Source organism: bacterium, from assembly GCA_022616075.1.
Taxonomy (GTDB): Bacteria; Acidobacteriota; HRBIN11; order JAKEFK01; family JAKEFK01; genus JAKEFK01.
In genome coordinates this window covers 14,691-34,530 of record JAKEFK010000019.1, presented here as the reverse complement: position 1 = coordinate 34,530, position 19,840 = coordinate 14,691, and the positions used below count along the sequence as shown (strand labels likewise).

Below are 19,840 nucleotides of genomic sequence, written 5' to 3'. Positions count from 1 at the left end.
CGGTATTCTTTCCGGCTCTTCGAGCCATCCGCACAGATCCACTTGCCGTTCTTCGCAACTCGTAGGGCGAGCTTGGCGACTTGGCGTCTTGGCGTTTAAACTATAGGCCATGATTCGAGCCATCCAGAAAAAAATTGAAACGTCTTTGAGGGATGCTCTCAGGAAACTCTATCAACTCGAAGACCCGGCGATTCCCGAGTCCGCTTATCCGGACGCGAGCATGGGGGATCTATCGAACACCATTGCATTAAAGCTTGCGAAAACACTTCGAAAGAATCCAAAAGTGATTGCTGAAGAGATTGCATCAGCCCTTCCGCAAATTCCTGAGATCGAAAAGGTTGAGGTTGCAGGAAATGGCTACCTGAATTTCCGGTTAGACCGCACGGTCGTTGCGCAGGAGTTGTATCAAAACCGGCCGGTAGCTGAGCCGTTGTTGCCCGGAAAAGTGATTGTGGAACACACCAACATCAATCCCAATAAAGCTGCTCATGTGGGACATCTGAGAAATGCGTGTCTGGGAGATGTTCTTGTTCGGCTACTTGAATTCTACGGAAGGAAAGTGGAAGTGCAGAATTACATTGACGATACCGGAGTGCAGCTGGCCGATGTGGTTCTGGGATTTCAACGCAAGGATTTGTCGATCAACGATCTCCCCCAGATCAAAGAAAAGATTGATTACTACTTCTGGGATTTATACGCCGAGACGCATCACTGGATTGAAGAGTCACCGGAGAACCGGGTCTTTCGTGAGAATACCTTGAAAGCAATGGAAGAACGGCAAGAGCCTACATTCAGTTTGTCACAGGAGATTGCAAGACGCATCATCCTTTCGCATCTTCAAACGATGTTCCGTCTTGGAATTACTTATCAGCTCCTCCCGCACGAAAGTGACATCATCGGACTCCATTTCTGGCAGAAGACCTTTGAGCTTTTGAAGGAAAAGGGCGCCATTGTAAAAGTGGAGGAAGGGAAAAACAAAGGCTGCTGGATCATGAGTTTATCAGGCAGTGAAACGTTCGATGACATGCAAAATCCCGACAAAATCATTGTGCGATCCAACGGCACGGTTACTTATGTCGGGAAAGACATCGCGTATCAGCTCTGGAAGTTCGGTCTGCTCGGTTTGGATTTTCAATACAAAATTTTTGACAGGAATCCGGATGGTTCCGTAATCTGGACCACCAGCACTTCAGATGGCGATCCGGGCGCGCCATCTTTTGGAGGAGCCGACACAGTTTACAATGTAATCGACCAGCGCCAGTCCTATTTGCAAAAAGTTGTCGCGCAGGGATTGCAGTTACTCGGATATCTGGAACAGGCAAGCCGTTCGATTCATTTTTCGTACGAAATGGTGACGCTTTCGCCAAAAACAGCAGCCGAACTTGGCTTTACGCTTTCCGCAGAAGAACAACAGAAAGCATTCGTGGAAATGTCAGGACGCAAAGGCCTCGGAGTCAAAGCCGATGATCTGCTGGATCGTCTGGAGGCGCGCGCGCTCGAAAGGATCTTACCGCTTTATCCTGAGCTACCTGAGGAAGAAAAAAGTTCGCTGGCAAAAATCATCGCCGCCGGAGCGCTTCGCTACTTCATGCTCCGGTACACGCGAAATACACTCATCACGTTTGATATGGATGAAGCGCTCAACTTTGAAGGAGAGACAGGCCCTTACCTTCAGTATGCGATGGTGCGGTCGCAAAGCATTTTTCGTAAACTCTCGGAGCGCGGCTTTAATGTTTCCTCACGTCCTGCGGAAGACTACCTGCAGTCGCTAAAGCTTCTGGGCGGAAAGGATGAGGAGAGTGAGGATTCCTGGAAAATGATTCTGGAGATCATCAAGATGAAAGACATTATCGCGGTGACTCTACGATCGCTCGAAATTTCTTATTTCGCAAAGTATGTTTTCCAGCTCGCTCAGGCTTTTAACAATTACTATCACAAATATTCCATTCTTCATGAGCCGGACGAACACAAGAAGCTTCTTCGCATCGCGGTCGTGGATTTGTTTCGTTCCGCGATGGAAATCAATCTAAGACTGCTTGGAATTCCGGTCCCCGCCAGGATGTAGACGTGCCGGATCCTTCCCTGGAACAGATTCTCGCACTTGTTCGAATCAGCAGTTGTGTGGCCCTTCGCAACGAACCGGGATTGCGCAAAGAATTTCAGGAAGCCTTGCAAGGAGGCCTGCCCATCACGCAGATCCGGGAAGCCGTATTACAAACCTATTTGTTTGCCGGATATGCAGCCACAATTAACGCTTTTATACTTTTGAACGATCTGGCACCCGGCAATACTGAATTCTTACGCGAAGAATCCGCGTCATATGAACATTGGCAACGGCGCGGAGAGGAACTTTGCCAGAAAATCTATGGTTCACAATATGAAAAGTTAGTTCAGAATATGAAACAACTCCATCCGGATCTGTCCGACTGGATGATTCAGGAAGGATACGGCAAAGTCTTATCGCGGCCCTTCCTTTCGCCGGTTGTGCGTGAGCTATTGATCGTAGCGATGACCGCGGTCTTGCAGGTCGAACGCCAGTTTTACTCGCACGTGCGCGGAGCTTTGAACGTGGGTGCTTCACCGCAACAAGTCTCTTCGGTGTTTGAAGAAGTGCAGCCTTACATTGAAGAAGATACCTATCGGCGTTTTAAAGTCATTCTGACTCGGGTGACAAATCAATGATCACACGGCGTGAGTTTCTGCATGGTGCCGCTGCAGCCGCCGCAACACTTGCATTTCGAGGCGTTCGAGCCGAAGAGTCCCGAAAAGAGGTGCTTGTTTTGGGCGCCGGTCTTGCTGGTTTGGCTGCGGCATATGAACTGAACAAATCAGGTTTTGGTGTGACAGTATTAGAAGCGCGATCGCATCCAGGCGGTCGTGTTCGTACGTATCGCGATCCTTTTTCGGATGATCTGTATGCTGAAATGGGCGCCGAATATGTAGATGCATCTGATGAATACGATCATCGTTACTGCAAAGAATTCGGACTTCAAGTGCTTACCGCAAAGCTCTATGATGGTATTTTTGTTCGCGGTCAAAGATTCAGGATCGAATCTTTCAAGAAATTGCGGGAATCGCTCCCATTCAAAGGGACGCGCCCGGGCGTTCTTTTCGGCCAGGAAATGCAGTATACGAAAAGATTGCTGGAAAAAATTACTGATGCGAAAGTCCTGCCGCCGGAGATTCTCAAACTTGACCAGCTCTCTGTCGCCGATTTATTAACTCGCGAAGGCGCACCGAAGGATGTCATCGATCTGTACACTTACCTTAATGCAACAGAAAGCACCGCGCTTCCGGAACAGATGTCCGCTCTCACGATGGTTCGGAGTCACCTCCAACAATCTGATTTTAGTGAACAACAAAATGAGGGACGCATTTTGGGAGGAAACGATCAGTTGCCAAAGGCGTTTGCGAAAGCTCTATCGACTAAAATCCATTATCAGCGCCCCGTTCGCAAAATTGCTCACAATGCTGACGGCGCTGAGGTCTGGTTCGAGGAACAGGGACAGGTCCACGCCATTCGCACACCCTGGTTGGTGATTGCCATCCCATTCAAAGTGCTGCGAGAAATTGAAATCATTCAATCCTTCTCAGAGAGCAAAATGAAATGCATTCAAGAGCTCTCCTATGGACAGGTAATGAAGATCGCCATGCAGTACAAAAATCGCTTTTGGAATGAGCAGGGAAGTCTCGGTCAGAGAGTTTTTACAGACACTCGACTTCGCCGAATCTACCATATGTCTATCGATCAACCGGGCCCGCGTGGAATCCTGATGTCTTTTACTGCCGGTGACGACGCCAAAAAACTGGGAACCTTAAGCGAAAGTGAAAGGATGGCTGTCAGTCTCCAGGAGATTTCTAAAATCTGGCCTGAAGCGGGGCGCAACTTTGAAGGCGGTATCACTAAATATTGGAATGAGGACCCCTGGATCAAAGGAAGTTACTCGTTTACAGGTGTTGGACAGGATATCGATTTTCTTGAGCTCGCACGCAGACCTGAAGGGCGTGTATTCTTTGCAGGTGAACATACCTCTCCGTTTCGTGCCTCCATGAACGGTGCCATCGAATCCGGCGTTCGTGCCTGTGAAGAAATCAAAGCCAGCCTGCGAGTCTAAACTTCTTTTCTTGCCGGGCTTTCTACTTGAGCAGCGCGTTTGTGCCAAAGCGCAAGGATTACGCAACTGGTGATGGCTTTGACGAGTGCATCGCCCGCATGGATTGCAAATAGCTTCACAGGATATCCCTCGTGAATCACCGAGCCGATGAGCACGAAACCCTGAAAGCCGATCCAAACCAGAAGAGCGAGTTTCAACGCGCCCCCTACGCTCTGGATGTCAAGACGCAGAATGAAATACGCGAAAATGTATGCAACCACGAAACAACGTACGATTTCTGCGATCAATTCACCAGGCGATGGGGTACCGGCTGAGGTGGCTCCGGGCTGGATGCCGCGCAGAGCGAAATACAGGTTCCCGAAGAGTAAGGGGCTATACCAAAGCGCGCCTATCAAAAAGCATACGACTGCCACTACACCAACGGCCGAAAATTTCACTCTGCTCATGATCCACCTCTGTCCTTCTCATTTTAGTATATGATCTTTTCCTCCACCCCGGGCAACCACCTTTCGAAAACGTAATGATCGTGAAAGTTACGGGCAATCCTGGCGTCTCATACTCTCTAATTGAGTAGAAACACTAGGAGGAAACTAAGATGAAAATGACAGGACTTAACGTCAGCCTGATGCTGATCGCAACCATTTTTTCAATTGCAGTCTTTGCCTTTGGTACGGAACTTTCGGCGGGTGATTCCAGTTCGAACGCAAAAGTACCTTTCAAGGCTGCGAAACTGATTATCGAGTTTAACTCAACGGCCGAAGATATAGGAGTTCAAATGTTCCTGGATGCAGATCCGTGGAAGACCATCAATATCATTGGCCCGAATGGAAAACTCATCTTCGAAGTGGATGGGCGGACGAATGTGAGAAAGCTTGGAATGACTGAGCTCTTCTTCGAAAGCCACGAACCTTCGATCAATGATCTCTCGGTCCCGGAGTTTCTCGCGCTGTTTCCGGAAGGGGATTACAAATTTATCGGCAGAAATACGGAGGGCGACACGGTGGTGGGCACGGTACCGTTCAGTCATAGATTTCCGGATGGTCCCTCGATTATCGGCCCGAAGAAAAAAGATCGAGTTGATCCTGAGAATACTGTAATCCGTTGGGATCCGGTTGTAACTCCTGCCGGAATTCAGATTGTTCAATACCAGGTGATCGTTGAAGGAGGAGAACCTTTGCGCCATTTTGATGTTTTTGTTCCGGGTACTGCCACGAGCTTGACGGTTTCGCCGGAGTTTCTGGAATCGCGCACAAAATACATTTTTGAGGTTTTGGCAATCGAGGCAAACGGCAATCAGACAATCTCTGAAGGTGAATTCAAGACAAAGTAGATTTCTGTGAATCAATTCAGCAAAGTAGCGCGGACGTCTCGTCTGCGCCAGCTCGCAGGCGGGACGCCTGCGCTACTTTGTTTGAACGCATCCTCGTCTGCGCCAGCTCCAGGCGGGACGCCTGCGCTACTTTGTTTGAACACATCCCTCATGAGCTATTCTATGAGCGATGGTTCTTCGTGATTTCCTTTCCTTTGATCGTCATTCCAAGCGCGTTGCTGTAATCGAACAGTCTCCCTTTCGCGCGCGCAAATACACCTACGCTGAAATGGAACAAGGCCTCAGCAATGTTGCGGCGTCTTTTCAAGAACACGCTCTGCAGGAAGGGGACAAGGTCATCCTGTGGGGTGATAACAGCGCTCGATGGATGATGACGTTTTACGCGTGTCTTCTATTGAAGATTGTTGTGGTTCCCATAGATGCGTCCTTTTCTCGCGATTACGTAGAGAAAATAAGGAAAATTACAAACGCGAAACTCGTTTGCAGCGATGAGGAAGGGAGCGACTGGAATGCATGGCTGAAAGAAGCTGGAAAATCCCCTGCATGGCCGGCTTCCGATCCACATAAGGATACTTTGCTCGAAATTATTTTTACGTCCGGCACAACGGGAGAGCCGAAAGGCGTGATGATCACGCATGGAAATCTGCTTGCCAATCTGGTACCCATCCATGAGGAGTATCAAAAATACAAGAAGTTCGCCGCGCCCTTTTCACCGCTGAGATTTGTCCACTTGATTCCACTAAGCCATTTATTCGGTCAGGTGATGGGACTCTTCATTCCGCAGATGCTGGCAGGCACGCTGGTTTTCACATCCGCTGCGGCTTCTCAAATCGTACAAACGGCGAAAACGCATCGTGTATCCGTGATCGTTTGCGTTCCGCAGGAGTTGAGCCTTCTGCGGAAGTATGTTGCGAAGAAGTATGAAGTGAAACCAATGAGCAGCGAAAAGAAGCGATCACCTGTTGTGACCATTCTCACTCGTTGGTGGAAGTATCGAAAGGTTCATCAGGAATTCGGATGGAAGTTCTGGGCTTTTGTTGTGGGCGGCGCAACGCTTCCCATGGAAGAAGAAAAATTCTGGTCAGAGTTGGGTTACGCTGTCATTCAAGGATATGGTCTCACCGAGACGGCTCCTTCGATCACGATTACGCATCCGTTCAAAGGAATCAAACCGGGATTTGTGGGCAAGAAATTGCCCGGCCTGGAAGTTCGCATTGCAGAAGACGGCGAGATTCTGGTGCGTGGGCCGCACGTAAGCCCCGGTTATTTTCACAATGAATCTGCTACGCAGGAAGTCTATAGAGACGGCTGGTTGCATACCGGAGATTTGGGGCAATTCGATTCGGAGGGAAACCTTCAGCTTCTGGGACGGAAAAAAGAAGTCATCGTAACCTCAGAAGGCTTGAATGTTTATCCGCAGGATGTGGAAGATGTTTTGAATGAGGATCCACGGGTGGCGGAATCAGCGGTTGTTTCCAAAGAGATTGGATCCAGATCGGTGGTTCACGCGGTTTTCATCTTAAAGGATAACGCGGCTCCGGATGCAATCGAAGAGATTGTTAGTCAGGCGAATGCAAGGCTGGAAGGTTTTCAGCGAATCCAATCCTTCAGTTTATGGCCTGATTCTGAATTGCCCAGAACATCAACGGGCAAGTTAAAGCGTTTGGCGATCGCAAGTGGAATTGTTTCGTCTTCGCGGCAGCAAGAGAGTCCGGAGGATCTGGTGAGGCAACTGCTCTCCGGAGTAGCCGGGGAGAAGCGGCTGGATCAGGATCTTGGATTGAGCTCTCTGGATCGCGTGGAATTGTTGATGGAATTGGAATCGTCCGGCAATACGGAAATAGATGAAGTGGCATTTGCGAGTGCAAAAACTTTGCGTGATGTCTCGGCTTTGATTGAAAAATCTTCCGCGGGCGAGACGCTCACGCTACTTCGTTCATATCCATATTGGAGGTGGACGCGTTGGTTCCCCATACGTCTGGTGCGCTATCTTTCCTGGTACACGCTTGTTTTTCCTGTAATGCCTTTGCGCATGACGGTGCAGGTCACGGGTCTCGAAAATCTCACGGGTTTAAAACCTCCGTTATTTTTTGTGTCCAATCATCAAAGCATTCTGGATGCGCCCGCCATTCTCAAAGCGCTTCCTTCTTTTCGCTGGCGTACTTCACTGGCTCCTGCCATGGGTTTTCGAAAAGCATGGATCGATCTCTACGCCGCTGGTTTGTTTTTCAATATTTATCCGTTGCCGCCAACCAGTGTCGGACTCCGCAAAGCCATTGAACTGACCGGCGAGCTTGTGGATAAAGGTTATTCGCCGTTGGTTTTTCCTGAAGGAGAAAGAACTCCGGATGGGAGGCTAAGACCGTTCCGCCATGGAATCGGAGTGCTCGTGAATTATTCAAAGCTACCGGTTGTGCCCGTCTTCTTGTGTGGCGCTTATGAAATCTGGCCCATTCATTCGCGCGGTCCGAAGAAGAAGGGAATCATCCGCATTCATTTCGGCAAACCAGTCGATTTTTCCGGCAAAACACCCGCAGAGATTACTACGGAATTAGAAGCATTGTATAAGCAAAGTAGCGCGGGCGTCCCGCCTGCAAACTCCGCGGACGAGACGTCCGCGCAACTTTGATTATTAATCGTACGCAGTCGGCAGGTTCGCTAGAGTTGTAACGTCTTCCGGCTGTGGTTCCGGCTCGTAAGGAACGAAAGCTCTTTCGGTTTGTGGGGCTCGCCAGTTGTCAAAGGTTGCAACGACGTGCACGCAGGCGACCGTGCAGAATTTCGCGCAAGGTTTTTTGGTATTGAATTCCCGGAGAATGTGTTCGCGTGTGTATTCAGCGAGCGGTATGCCTGGGAAACCACGTTTTTGGGAACAGTAATGAACCAGGCCATCCTCGCAGATATAAAGGTAACGGCTCCCGGACCGGCAACGCCACTGATGCGGCCGCGCTTTGGCGATATCATCTTGAAACTTGTAAAAACGGGTCCAGCTCCGCTTACCGTTGTCCCGAAGTTGTTCGTAAATCTTTTGCTCTTCAGCGGTTAATGGCAAAAGCTGTCCGGCGCCATTGTGAATAATGCCAAGAGTGGTTGTGAGACCGAGCTCGACTGCACGCGCACTGATTACTACCGCATCCTGCGGATTCTTTATCCCTCCACCGATAACCGAATTTACATTGACCCCAAAATGGGCATGCTCTGCCAGTATCTGAAGCTTTTTGTCGAGAACCTTCAAACTCTTCTTGGACACCTCATCGGGAGTGATGTTGTCGATGCTGATTTGCAGGTGATCCAATCCAGCCTGATTCAATCTTTTGATACGGTCCACATTCAGCAAATATCCATTGCTGATGAGTCCGGTCAAAATTCCACGCTTCCGGCCGTGAGCGATCAAGTTGTTCAGTTGCGGGTGCATTAAAGGTTCGCCGCCACTGATCACCAGGACCGTAAGACCCAGATCGGCCAACCGGTCGATCCGTTCCTTCATGATTTCTTCGGGAACCGGAGCGGAGAAGTCATCAAACTCGTTACAGTAAGTGCAAGCCAGATTGCAACGACGCATCGGGACAATGTGAGCAAGAATAGGATGGCGTGTCGTGGCTAAACCACGGCCGATCATGATAAATTCGCGTATCCGGCGAGTTAACCGGACATGTAAAGGAATAATAGCGCACCTCAGTTAGAACGATAAATGCTTATTATGTATGGATTAACAGGTGCTGCGCCAACCAACAATATCATGAATCCTCTAAAACGCAAATAGCAAGAGCCGCTCCTCGGCTTGCCCACGTCCTGTTAGACTCTGATCTGATGTTTGATGTTTTATCACATGAATGTTATGTTTTAAATCCTGTCTAAACAAGGGAACACAATGTCTATTTTCCGTATCTCATTACTCATTACTTATTGCTCATTACTTTTTCCCCTGTTGGCGCTTGCGGACCCCTCTCTCAACCATCTCGTCAATAAACTACAAAACAAGTATCAGTCAATGGAAGCCCTCCAGGCGGATTTCTCGCAAAGCTATCAATCAAAACGTTTTTCAGGGAGCACAAGAACCGAATCTGGTGTCGTTTACTTGCGCAAAGGCGGTCTGATGAAGTGGGAATATAAGCAACCTGAAAAGAAGATATTCGTCAGTGACGGCATATTCTATTTTTATTATGTTCCCGAGGATAAGCAGGTGGTGAAGAGTGCCGTTGATAATCATAACCAGCAATCCCCCGCGCTTTTTCTTGCCGGAAGAGGCAGTTTTGCCAAAGATTTCAAGGCTCAATGGGCGGATCCCAGGCCGGGTTCACGTCTGGTGAAGCTGATTCCGGTTAAACAGCAACCGGATTTCGAGTATCTTATTGTAGAGGTCGATCCTGTCAGAGATCTTATTTTGAGACTGGTTGTGGTTGATTCTTATGATAACAGAACGGAATACCGCTTTACTAACATTCGAGAAAACCCTCCTTTGCCCACCAATTTCTTTATCTTCCAGGCCCCACCGGGAACCGATGTAATCCTCCAAAGACGAGAGGCGGACGAAAATTAATGGCGGGCCGGGTGAAAACTAGACAAAAGCTGTTTTTCTTTCGTAAGAAAGAGAGAGAAGAGATTCCGGACGATCGGGTACTGGTCCGGATCTGTCTCACGGAAAACTCTGAAGCTTTTGAATGGATTGTCGCAAAATATCGGGACCGGGTTTACTGGACGGCATATCATCTGGTACTGGATTACGAAGACGCTCGCGACATAGTTCAGCAGTGCTTCTTAAAAGCCTGGAATTCATTAAAGGACTATGATGATTCAAAACCTTTTGGCGCGTGGATCACAAAAATTGCCGCCAACTGCGCGATTGATTTTCTTCGCACGCGGAAGCTCTCCGAACCATTGCCGGAGATTCCTCTTACTCCTGACAAGCTGGATCTCAACCAGGATATCCGAAAAATCTTTCTTCGCATCGCGCCTTTGCTTGCGGAGAGACAAAGGATTGTCCTTGTTTTGCGCGAGGTAGAAGGAATGGAAATCTCTGACATCGCGCGGGTGCTCGATTGCACGGAATCCACGGTGCGTAACCTCCTTTCACAAGCCAAAGAGTCATTCCGGAAAAAAGTTAAGGAATTTTTCCCGGAATATGGAATGTAACAGCGTCCCTGATCCTGAAGTCTGGGATCAACTGGATCCTGAAGGACTAAAAGCCTGCCGTTTGCACGTCCAATACTGCCGTGCCTGCCGCACGCGTGTGTTGAACTCAGCTCCGGATCAACTGCTATTCGATATACAAAACGAACCTCTACCTGAAGATTTTTGGCTTGGATTCTGGAATTCTCTCCATCAAAAAAGAAGGGTTTTGGAGCGACCGATTCCTTATCATCCGCTCCGCCGGGTGGCTGTCTTCCTTGTGGGATTCTTGATCCTTTTATACGGCCGGCCCATTCGTGATGAGGGTAAAGCTGTGGTTTCTTCCGCGCAGACCTCGCGCGCGGCGAATCCAGTGTTGCCAGTAAACGAAGTGCCCTCTTATCCCGTGATTGAAAATTTGGAGAATCCGGACGCGCGCTATTACATTTTTCAATCGGGCGAACAGGAAAAAATCGTGATGGTTTTCGATCCTGATATGGAATTATGAAGATTTTTCAATGCAGAGACGCGGAGACGCAGAGATTAGAACATTTTTTATCTCTGCGTCTCTGCGTCTCTGTGTTAATTTTGTTCTTGTCTACGACACTCTTCGCAGAAGAAACAATTATCACGAAAGCGTTCACGATTAAATTCAGAAAAGTCGAGGAAGCGGTTTCTTTGATCAACGGTTTGTTAAGTGAGAAGGGAGCGGTTACGATGCAGCCGCATATCAGAACGATTGTCGTTCAGGATTACGAGAAGAATTTGAGGCAGGTCGAGATGGCTGTGAGCGCTTTCGATACGCCCCCGCCTTCTGTCGAGGTTTCGATCAAGCTGGTTTTGGCGAGGAGACTGGATAGCGCGCCGGCCGTTTCTCAGGAGATCAAGGATATTGGCAAGATTGGCGAAGTTTTACGGTTTAACAGTTACACGTTGCTCGATAATGGCCTCATCACTTCTGAAGAGGGGCATAGCGCGATCTTGAATCTCGCGAAGGAATATCAAGTCAGTTTTCTGACGGATGTCGTTCAGGAAGAAAATGGAATCATACGTTTGAAAAATTTTCAGCTGAAAAGGAAGAAAAAGGGACGCGCAAAAGAGTCGATGGCCCCCTTGCTTTCCGTTACGTTAAACTTACGCAATGCCGAGACGCTTGTTTTAGGTGCGAGCCGTTTTGAAGAGAGCGATCATGCGTTGTTGATCATTTTGCTAGGGAAGGTAAAGAGATAATGGCTCAATATCAATGTAAGTATGGAACATTAAACGGTGAGATCCTGCAAAAATCCTATTTTGCCGAATCGGAAAAAGCTCTTCGGGAACAAATGGAGGAGCAGGGTTTTTACGTTTTCCGCATTCAACGCAAGTTTGATGCAATTCCTTTGCTGAAGTCTCTATTCACAATCCGGCGGAAAAAGGTAACCGACAAGGAATTCATGGTTTTCAATCAGGAGTTTGCTGCATTGATCCACGCAGGACTTCCTCTTTTGCGCTCTTTGGAACTCCTCATGGAGCGCACGGATAACCCTGCTTTCGGCGTGATTTTGGAAGATGTTTACAGGCAAGTGAAATCCGGCACATCGCTGTCGGAGGCGTTCGCATCACATCAGGCTGTCTTTCCAAAAGTCTATACTGCAGGCATTTTGGCCGGCGAGAAAAGCGGAACGCTTGAGCAGGTCATCCGGCGGTACCTGGGCTATATCAAGATCATGCTGTCCATTCGTACCAAGGTTACATCCAGCATCATTTATCCGGCGATTCTATTGCTTCTCTCTATTGCGGTTATTGGCGTGCTGGTGGGATATGTGATTCCCAAATTCTCAGATTTCTATAAAGGACTTTCCAGTCAGCTTCCCTGGATCACGGCCTTGCTGGTGTCGATTGCTCTGTTTGTCAGAACAAATGCTATCTGGATGCTTCCTGCTTTGGTGTTGGGGATCGCGGTTACTCAATTTTATTTAAGGACTTCCGAAAAGGCCAGAATTCGCATGGACCGGTTAAAATTGCGTTTGCCTTATCTTGGGAAAGTCTGGAGCAAGTTTTCTATTTCACAACTCATGCGGACCTTACACACTCTGCTTGCCGGTGGAATTCCGCTTGTAAATGCAATGGATGTGGCTGCAGACTCGGTTGGAAACAGGCTCGTCTCTGCTGAGTTAAAGAAAGTAAGCCAAGGTGTAAAAGAAGGGGAACCGCTCTGGTCCTGTTTGAAAAAGACAGGACTGATGACGCAGATGGCGATAGAAATGGTCAAGGTTGGTGAAGAAACAGGCGCACTGGAGGAAATGTTAAAAAACATTTCTGATTTTTACGATGAAGAGATTGACACAAGTCTTACAAATGTTCTTGCAATCGTGGAACCCGTTCTGCTGATTTTTATGGGTGCCCTGGTTGCGACAATTTTGCTTGCAATGTATTACCCGCTGTTCAACCTGTACAACGTGTCGGTAAGGTAAGCGGGACAAGGAGAAGTTTATGGCGGATACGGTTATCAATGGTGAAGAGAAAAAAATGTCATATCTGCAAGAGGTGCAGCAGGCACGGGAGCTTGCTGAGAGATATCGAGTGGAGTTTGTAGAGACGAAAGAATTCCAGATCGATCATGCACTTTTTAGAACAATCCCGGTGGATCTGATGTTCCGTTACAATTTTGTCCCTTACAAAAAGGAGAATGGAACTCTAACGATCATCGTATCCGATCCCAGCAACATACTGATGGTGGATGAGCTGGAGCTGCAACTGGGGGTGCGGGTGAAAATGCTGGTCGGGACGCAGAGCGCGGTCCAGGAGATCCTGAAAAAGTCGGAAAGCAGTCAGCGTGTTTTGGAAGAAGCCACCGAAACATTTCGCATGCAGATTCTGCAGGATGATGAAGACTCGGATGAATCGATTACGATCGATAAATTGACAACCGATTCCAGCCCGATGATCAAGCTGGTGGATAGCATCATTTTCAACGCAATTCAGCGCCGGGCCAGTGACATTCACATTGAAACGAAGGACATTGATGTTCTGGTTAAATACCGGATTGACGGTGTTTTACAGTACGCAATGGAACCGATCGACCGTAAATATCATGCGCCAATTATTTCGCGTATCAAGGTTATGTCAGAGCTTGATATTGCCGAAAAAAGGATTCCTCAGGACGGTCGTTTCAAGTTGAGAGTAAAGAACAAAGCGATCGATTTTCGTGTCTCGATCATGCCGAGCGTTCATGGTGAGGATGCCGTAATTCGTATTTTGGATAAAGAATCGATCAATGAGAATTTCTCTGATTTAAAACTGCATGTGCTCGGCTTTTCAGATGTAATTCTCCGCAAGATCCGTAAATACATTTCAGAGCCTTACGGAATGGTGCTTGTAACAGGGCCGACCGGGAGCGGCAAGACGACCAGTTTGTACGCCGCTCTTTCTGAGATTCGCAGCATTGAACACAAAATCATCACGATTGAGGATCCGGTGGAGTATCAATTGCCCGGAGTCACCCAAGTGCCGGTGAACGAAAAGAAAGGACTTTCGTTCGCGCGAGGTCTCCGGTCGATTTTGCGTCACGATCCGGACAAAATCATGGTAGGGGAAATCCGCGATCCGGAAACAGCGCAGATTGCCATCCAGTCCGCTCTGACAGGACATCTTGTATTTACAACGGTCCATGCCAATAATGTCGTGGATGTTCTGGGCAGGTTTTTGAACATGGGGATTGAACCGTACCATTTTGTTTCGGCGCTCAATTGCGTCCTGGCGCAACGGCTTGTTCGATTGATTTGCGGTAACTGCAAGCACCCGATGAAAGCGTCGCGTGAGCTGCTGGAGGAATCCGGGCTCGATCCGACCAAGTATGCCAATCACATTTTCTATGAAGGCGCCGGCTGCATTGATTGTGCAGGAACAGGATATAAGGGTAGAACCGCTATCGCGGAACTTCTCGAGCTGAACGACCGGATGAGAGAAGTGCTGCTGGAAATTAAGTCGACTGCGGAAATCAAAAGGGCCGCGCGCGAGGAAGGGATGACCTTTCTGCGCGAATCAGCTCTGGCAAAAGTATTTACAGGTGAAACAACACTACGGGAAATTAACAAAGTAACTTTCGTGGAATAGCAATGGCAAAAACTTCGTTCGTGGAAACATGGAAGCATATATTCAATGAACCCGCTTATCCGAATGTTGGAATCGAGATAAATTCGGATTGTATCCGGCTTGCAGTGGTTCGCGCGCGAAAAGGAAAGCTCGATGTGGATCACATGGATACCGTTGCTCTTCCAGCCGGGGCGGTTCAAGTCAGTCCTTTCAAGCCGAACATTTTAGAACTGGAGCCTGTGGCCGAGGCGTTAAAGGATCTCTGGTCCCGCAACCGGAACCGTTCCCCCAAGGTGTGTTTGCTGGTTCAGGATCGAGCTGCTCTGGCGTTTTCTGTAACTCTGGAATCCGCTCCTGCAAATCCTGAAGAATGCATGGAACTGCTGCGATTTAAATTGAAAAAAAGCATCCCGTTTCGAGTGGAAGATGCTCAGATCAGTTACTTTTTGGACTCCGGCGCTTCCGAATATCATTCTCGGAGTCTGTGGGTTGCTGTGATGAATTCACAGGTCCTTCATCAATATGAGGAAGTCATTCAGTCTGTGACCGGCAGCGAATGCGGTCTCGTGGATCTTGCCACTTTCAATTTTATGAACCTGGCTCACACGGAAATCCGTACGAACGGGTGGGGTCAGGAAGATCATCTGTATGTGAATCTGAACCGCGATTACATTTCCCTGGCAATTACACAAAAAGAGAAGTTGATGTTTTTTCGAAGCCGTGAAATGGAGAGGCACGATGGCCTTATCGATGAAGCGCTGGCCGAAATCCATCCAGCTATGATGTTTTATCAGGACAAGCTGGCGGGGCAGCAACTAGAACGCGCGTTTGTCTATGCTCTCGAGCGCGGCGAAGAGTTATGCCGGAATCTTGAACAGATTCACAGATTGAAGAGTGTGATTCTCAATCCTGCCGCCACAAGCCGCGAAGCCAAAATGTTTGCTCCGCTTCTGGGACTGTTGATGAGCAGAAAGGTGGAATTTTTATGATCATTCGAAGTAATCTAGCGTCGGCTCCAATAAAAAATTACTCCCTGTTCCTTCTTGGCTGCATCATTCTTGGAATTGTGGTCGTCACTTTTACAACATGGAATCTCGTGAGTCTCACCAGCTCCTATTCAAAGAACAGCGAGCTGAACAACACCATCGTAAATCAACAGAAACAGCTTCATGACCTGGAAACGAAGGCGAATGAATTCCAATCAAAAATTGCCGCCATCAAGACACCCGAGTTTGTTGCAGAAACCGAATTCATGAACGATGCAATTAAGAGACGCACTTTTTCCTGGACCGCTCTCTTTGATCATTTTGAGGAAGTGCTTCCCACGACTGTGAAGATGATTTCCGTAATTCCTTCCGTAAGCGAGGACAATATCGCCATCAATCTGGAAATGGCCGGGCAAAGTCTCGCAGACATGCTGGAGCTTGTTCGCATGCTGGAAAGAGACCAGGCTTTCTCCAACGTTGTTTTAAAAGGGGAAAGAGGCGGCGATCAACAGATTCTATTCTCTGTTTCTTTGATCTATATCCCGCAGGAACCAGAGGGAGCGCGGACTTCCAGTGCGCAAGCCGCGCTCCTGGTGGAAACGGAGGAGGCACAATGAACTTTGAGAGAATCAGCCTACTTTTGAAAAACATTCGTTTCGTTTACATCGGTTTGCTTTTGCTTGTGTTAAATATGATTGCATTCCTTTTCATCATCCTTCCAGAACAGCAAAAAATTTCAAAATTGCAGACAAGTTTTTCGCTGCAGAGAAACCAGATCGGAGCACAACAAAACGAAATCAAAGTTTTGAGACGAAGACTTGCTGCTTTGGAAAAAGCGCGAACGGACCTGGAGATGATGTATGACCAGGTGCTTGCGCAGAAAAAGGTCGGCGTTACGGCGATTCGGCAGGAGTTACAGGACCTGGCCGGTTCTTTGAGCGTAGAACGGGGTGGACTCGACTATGAGTACAATGACTTGTCTGAATACGGACTGCGGCACTTTTCTCTGGCTTTGCCGGTGGAGGGTGCGTACAGAGAAATCCGCCGTTTTATTAATGACATTGAACGTTCCCAGTACTTTTTGATACTTGACCGCGTGGATCTTTCCGCCGAAAAGGAATCCAGATCTGGAGAGAATGTGACTCTAAACTTTCAACTTTCTACATACTTAAGGGATGAAGAACTAAAAGAGAGTGCAAATGCAAAGCGGAGACGTGTTTCGCAACCGTAACTTCTATATTCTTGTCGGACTTGTATTCGCGTTGATCGTAGTCAATTTTCGGCAATGGAATTCTTCGTCGGGGGTTTCTGCGCGTAGCCGCGAGCAAAATAGAGTTCGATCCCATGGGGTCTCAGAGGATCCGTTGCTAATCTCGGACAAGCTAAAAGAAGAAAGAGAGCCGTTTGATGATGTAAAACGAAACATTTTTAGCTTCTTTAATCCCGGGCCGCCACCACCTACGCCGGAGCAGATCGCGGCAGCTCAGGAAGCTGCACGGCCACCGGATCCAGTTTGCGGTAACGGCGGGTGTGAAGCAGGCGAGGACATTACAAATTGTCCGCAGGACTGCACACCGCCCCCACCACCGGTTCCTCAGATTACGCTCCGGTATATTGGTTATCTTTCGGAGCCGAAAGGTCCGGTCGTATTTCTAACAGATGGTAAGGAAGTCTACATGGGTCGTGTCAACGATGTGATCGCAAATCAGTATCGTGTACTAAAAATATCAGAAGACAGTGTTGAGCTAGGATTCTTAGATAACAATCAAAGCAGTACGATTCGCTTTCAGGGAAATCAGGGTGGATAAAAAATGAAAATACACCGGATCCTATATTTAATCATTTTGTTCTCAGCAGCTTTTTTATGGACCGGCTGCGCGGCTCAAAAGGCTTACAAAAGAGGACAAGAGGCGGCCAAACGAGGGGAATGGGACCGTGCCGTGGCGCAATACATCGTAGCGCTCAACAAGAAGCCGGATAATCCTCAGTACCGCGTCGGCTTCGAAAGGGCGAGACTGGCGGCATCGCAATTTCACTTTCAAAAAGCGAAACAGCTTGTTACAACCGGCAACTATGAACAGGCAGTGATCGAATATCAGCTGGCTCTGGATTTCGATCCCACAAATCAGTACATCGCAAATGAGCTAAAAAATGCGCGACTGGAATATGAGAAACAGCTGAATATCGAAAAGCTGACGGAAATTGAAAAGGCCAAAGCGGAAGCAAAAAAGAAGACACAGATTTACAAAGTGCTGGGGCCGGAAGCGGAAACCACGATCCAGTCGTTGAAATTTCACGATGACAGCCTGAAACACATCCTGGACTCACTGGGAGCGCTGGCAGGAATCAATATAGTCTATGACAGCGATTTTCGCGATCAGGAATTTTCAGTCTCACTCGACAACATCACGTTTCGCAATGCGCTGGAGCAAATCCTGGTCGCCAACCGGCTGTATTTCAAACCACTCGATCAAAGCACAATTCTGATTGTACCGGACAATCCGCAAAAGCGCAGGCAATATGATGAGCAGGTGATCCAAACCTTTTACTTGAGTAACGCAGAGTTAAATGATGTCCTGAATCTGATCCGCAGCGTCATGCAGATTCAGAGAATTGCCACCAATCCGCAATTGAATGCAATCACGTTGCGGGACACGCCGGACAAGATCGCCATTGCGCAAAAAATCATTGAAGCGAACGATAAATCCAGGTCCGAAATTTTGCTGAACATTGAAATTCTGGAAGTCGACCGGGATCGCGCCTTAAATTACGGCGTGAATCTGTCTACTTACAGCGTCACTCAGGTTCTCAATGTGACCGGCGATGCAGACAGCGCCGGGATTATCCGTGGAGATCAATTCCGTGGGATCGATGCGGCTTCCTGGACGTTTACAATTCCGGGCATCATCTATTCGGCGCTTGTCACCGATCAGTATACAAAGCTGCTGGCAACACCGCAGATTCGCGCATCGGAAGGCCAGCAGGTAACCGTGCGGCTTGGCGATCGCGTGCCGATTCCTGTCAACGTGATTCAGACAGCGGTTGCTCAACCAGGTCAAGCGATCACCACATTTCCGACAACCACATTCCAACAACAGGACGTCGGGATCAACATCGATGTAACACCACGCGTTCATCACAACCGCGAAATCAGTTTGACCATGCGTTTTGAATTGACTTCCATCACTGCTCTCGGTTCCGCGAGCATTCCGCCTACCATCGGAAACCGTACCGTCAATACGGTAATCCGGTTGAAAGATGGAGAGACGAACCTGTTGGCCGGTTTGCTGAGGCGGGATGAGCGCAAATCGCTGCGCGGCCTCCCTGGTATTCACAAGATCCCGATTCTCCGCGACCTGTTTGCTTCCAACGATAAGACGCTTCAAGAAAAAGACATCATTTTCACAATCACACCGCACATTCTACGTACACCAAATATCACTGCTGAGGATCTGGCGCCTATCTGGATTGGAACGGAAGATGACATCCGTTTGAAAACTGCGCCACCGATTTCTGTCTTTGAACGATCCGAGCGCCAGGAAGAAAAAACGATTGAAGATATCATCAAGCAGGAAAAAGAGAAACCGGCTATTGCTCCCGAAACAAGCGAACCGCAGGCGATTCCCGAAAGCAAGGTTCCTGAATCTCCCGGTGAGCAAGTGACCCCCGCCCCCGTTGCTACCGAAGAGGTAACACCCGAACCAGGTCCCACACCTCCAGCTCCTGTGGTTTCACCGGAAAAGCAGCCGGAGCCTTCCTCGCCGCAAGTCATACCACGCGTTCCCACAGTGCCTCAACAAACGGCGCCGGAACTTCCCGCGGTAACACTGTCCTTCCTTTCACTGAATCTGAATCCAAAAGTGGAGCAAGAAGTGATTCTAAATTTACGCGTGGAAAATGCTGCCCAGCTGGCAAACGCATTTCTCTTTCTGGAATTCGATCCTTCTGCAATTCAAGTGAAAGACGTAGTGCAAGGCGCTTTCATGACTCCCGGCGCTTTTGCAAAAAGCTTTGATAACGGTCGCGGATCAATCAACATCAATGCTACTCATGTACCCTCGGACGCCACTTCCGGCGTCATCGCTACCATCGTGCTCCGTCCGATAAAGCCGGGACAAACGACCATCAAACTCAATTCAGCAGTTTTGCGGACGGAAAAGGCAGTTGTGATTCCCGTGACGTTTGTGCCCTTTACATTAACCGTGGAGTGATTTGATGAACAAGCG

Annotated in this window: 18 protein-coding genes; 16 read left to right on the top strand and 2 right to left on the bottom strand. The window is 48.5% G+C overall.

Going from position 1 to position 19,840, the window contains the following annotated elements:
* Nucleotides 1-109 precede the first annotated feature (109 nt).
* The 3 genes from L0156_01565 to L0156_01555 are packed head-to-tail and all read left to right on the top strand — an operon-like array spanning nt 110 to nt 4,115.
* Nucleotides 110-2,065: an arginine--tRNA ligase gene (locus L0156_01565; protein ID MCI0601682.1), complete on the top strand. Its 1,956-nt coding sequence runs from the start codon at nt 110-112 to the stop codon at nt 2,063-2,065.
* A 2-nt stretch (nt 2,066-2,067) separates the two neighbouring features.
* Nucleotides 2,068-2,682, top strand: a complete 615-nt coding sequence (locus L0156_01560) for a carboxymuconolactone decarboxylase family protein (protein ID MCI0601681.1) — start codon at nt 2,068-2,070, stop codon at nt 2,680-2,682.
* Nucleotides 2,679-4,115, top strand: coding sequence for an FAD-dependent oxidoreductase (locus tag L0156_01555; protein MCI0601680.1), 1,437 nt, complete (start codon nt 2,679-2,681; stop codon nt 4,113-4,115). The genes L0156_01560 and L0156_01555 overlap by 4 nt, the downstream gene beginning before the upstream one ends.
* Here the strand turns inward: L0156_01555 and L0156_01550 are convergent.
* Nucleotides 4,112-4,561 (bottom strand): DUF1761 domain-containing protein, encoded by a 450-nt coding sequence (locus L0156_01550; protein ID MCI0601679.1) that lies wholly within the window; start codon nt 4,559-4,561, stop codon nt 4,112-4,114. The genes L0156_01555 and L0156_01550 overlap by 4 nt on opposite strands.
* A gap of 149 nt (nt 4,562-4,710) precedes the next feature.
* On the opposite strand from L0156_01550, the gene L0156_01545 reads away from it, so the two are divergent.
* Nucleotides 4,711-5,445, top strand: coding sequence for a fibronectin type III domain-containing protein (locus L0156_01545; GenBank protein ID MCI0601678.1), 735 nt, complete (start codon nt 4,711-4,713; stop codon nt 5,443-5,445).
* Between the two features lie 169 nt (nt 5,446-5,614).
* Nucleotides 5,615-8,074, top strand: a complete 2,460-nt coding sequence (locus tag L0156_01540) for an AMP-binding protein (protein MCI0601677.1) — start codon at nt 5,615-5,617, stop codon at nt 8,072-8,074.
* A gap of 3 nt (nt 8,075-8,077) precedes the next feature.
* On the opposite strand, the gene L0156_01535 is transcribed toward L0156_01540, so the two are convergent.
* Complete coding sequence (locus L0156_01535; protein ID MCI0601676.1) at nt 8,078-9,064, bottom strand: radical SAM protein; 987 nt, start codon at nt 9,062-9,064, stop codon at nt 8,078-8,080.
* Between the two features lie 252 nt (nt 9,065-9,316).
* Here L0156_01535 and L0156_01530 point away from each other — a divergent pair, with 252 nt between their 5' ends.
* From L0156_01530 to L0156_01480, 11 genes are all read left to right on the top strand, one after another.
* A complete protein-coding gene (locus L0156_01530) occupies nt 9,317-9,985 on the top strand; it encodes an outer membrane lipoprotein carrier protein LolA (GenBank protein MCI0601675.1) in 669 nt (222 codons plus the stop codon).
* Between the two features lie 11 nt (nt 9,986-9,996).
* Nucleotides 9,997-10,578 carry an RNA polymerase sigma factor gene (locus L0156_01525; protein MCI0601674.1) on the top strand — a complete coding sequence of 194 codons (582 nt, stop codon included), beginning with the start codon at nt 9,997-9,999 and terminating at the stop codon, nt 10,576-10,578.
* A complete protein-coding gene (locus L0156_01520) occupies nt 10,568-11,062 on the top strand; it encodes a hypothetical protein (protein MCI0601673.1) in 495 nt (164 codons plus the stop codon). The genes L0156_01525 and L0156_01520 overlap by 11 nt, the downstream gene beginning before the upstream one ends.
* Nucleotides 11,063-11,148: 86 nt before the next feature.
* Complete coding sequence (locus L0156_01515; GenBank protein MCI0601672.1) at nt 11,149-11,784, top strand: hypothetical protein; 636 nt, start codon at nt 11,149-11,151, stop codon at nt 11,782-11,784.
* Nucleotides 11,784-13,007, top strand: coding sequence for a type II secretion system F family protein (locus L0156_01510; protein ID MCI0601671.1), 1,224 nt, complete (start codon nt 11,784-11,786; stop codon nt 13,005-13,007). The genes L0156_01515 and L0156_01510 overlap by 1 nt, the downstream gene beginning before the upstream one ends.
* Nucleotides 13,008-13,026: 19 nt before the next feature.
* Nucleotides 13,027-14,649, top strand: coding sequence for a GspE/PulE family protein (locus L0156_01505; GenBank protein ID MCI0601670.1), 1,623 nt, complete (start codon nt 13,027-13,029; stop codon nt 14,647-14,649).
* Between the two features lie 2 nt (nt 14,650-14,651).
* Nucleotides 14,652-15,617, top strand: coding sequence for a pilus assembly protein PilM (pilM, locus tag L0156_01500; GenBank protein MCI0601669.1), 966 nt, complete (start codon nt 14,652-14,654; stop codon nt 15,615-15,617).
* Nucleotides 15,614-16,231 carry a hypothetical protein gene (locus L0156_01495; GenBank protein MCI0601668.1) on the top strand — a complete coding sequence of 206 codons (618 nt, stop codon included), beginning with the start codon at nt 15,614-15,616 and terminating at the stop codon, nt 16,229-16,231. Before pilM ends, L0156_01495 begins: the two co-directional genes overlap by 4 nt.
* Nucleotides 16,228-16,845 carry a hypothetical protein gene (locus L0156_01490; protein ID MCI0601667.1) on the top strand — a complete coding sequence of 206 codons (618 nt, stop codon included), beginning with the start codon at nt 16,228-16,230 and terminating at the stop codon, nt 16,843-16,845. The genes L0156_01495 and L0156_01490 overlap by 4 nt, the downstream gene beginning before the upstream one ends.
* A complete protein-coding gene (locus L0156_01485; GenBank protein ID MCI0601666.1) occupies nt 16,814-17,422 on the top strand; it encodes a hypothetical protein in 609 nt (202 codons plus the stop codon). The genes L0156_01490 and L0156_01485 overlap by 32 nt, the downstream gene beginning before the upstream one ends.
* Nucleotides 17,423-17,425: 3 nt before the next feature.
* Nucleotides 17,426-19,825, top strand: a complete 2,400-nt coding sequence (locus L0156_01480) for a cohesin domain-containing protein (protein ID MCI0601665.1) — start codon at nt 17,426-17,428, stop codon at nt 19,823-19,825.
* Nucleotides 19,826-19,840 lie beyond the last annotated feature (15 nt).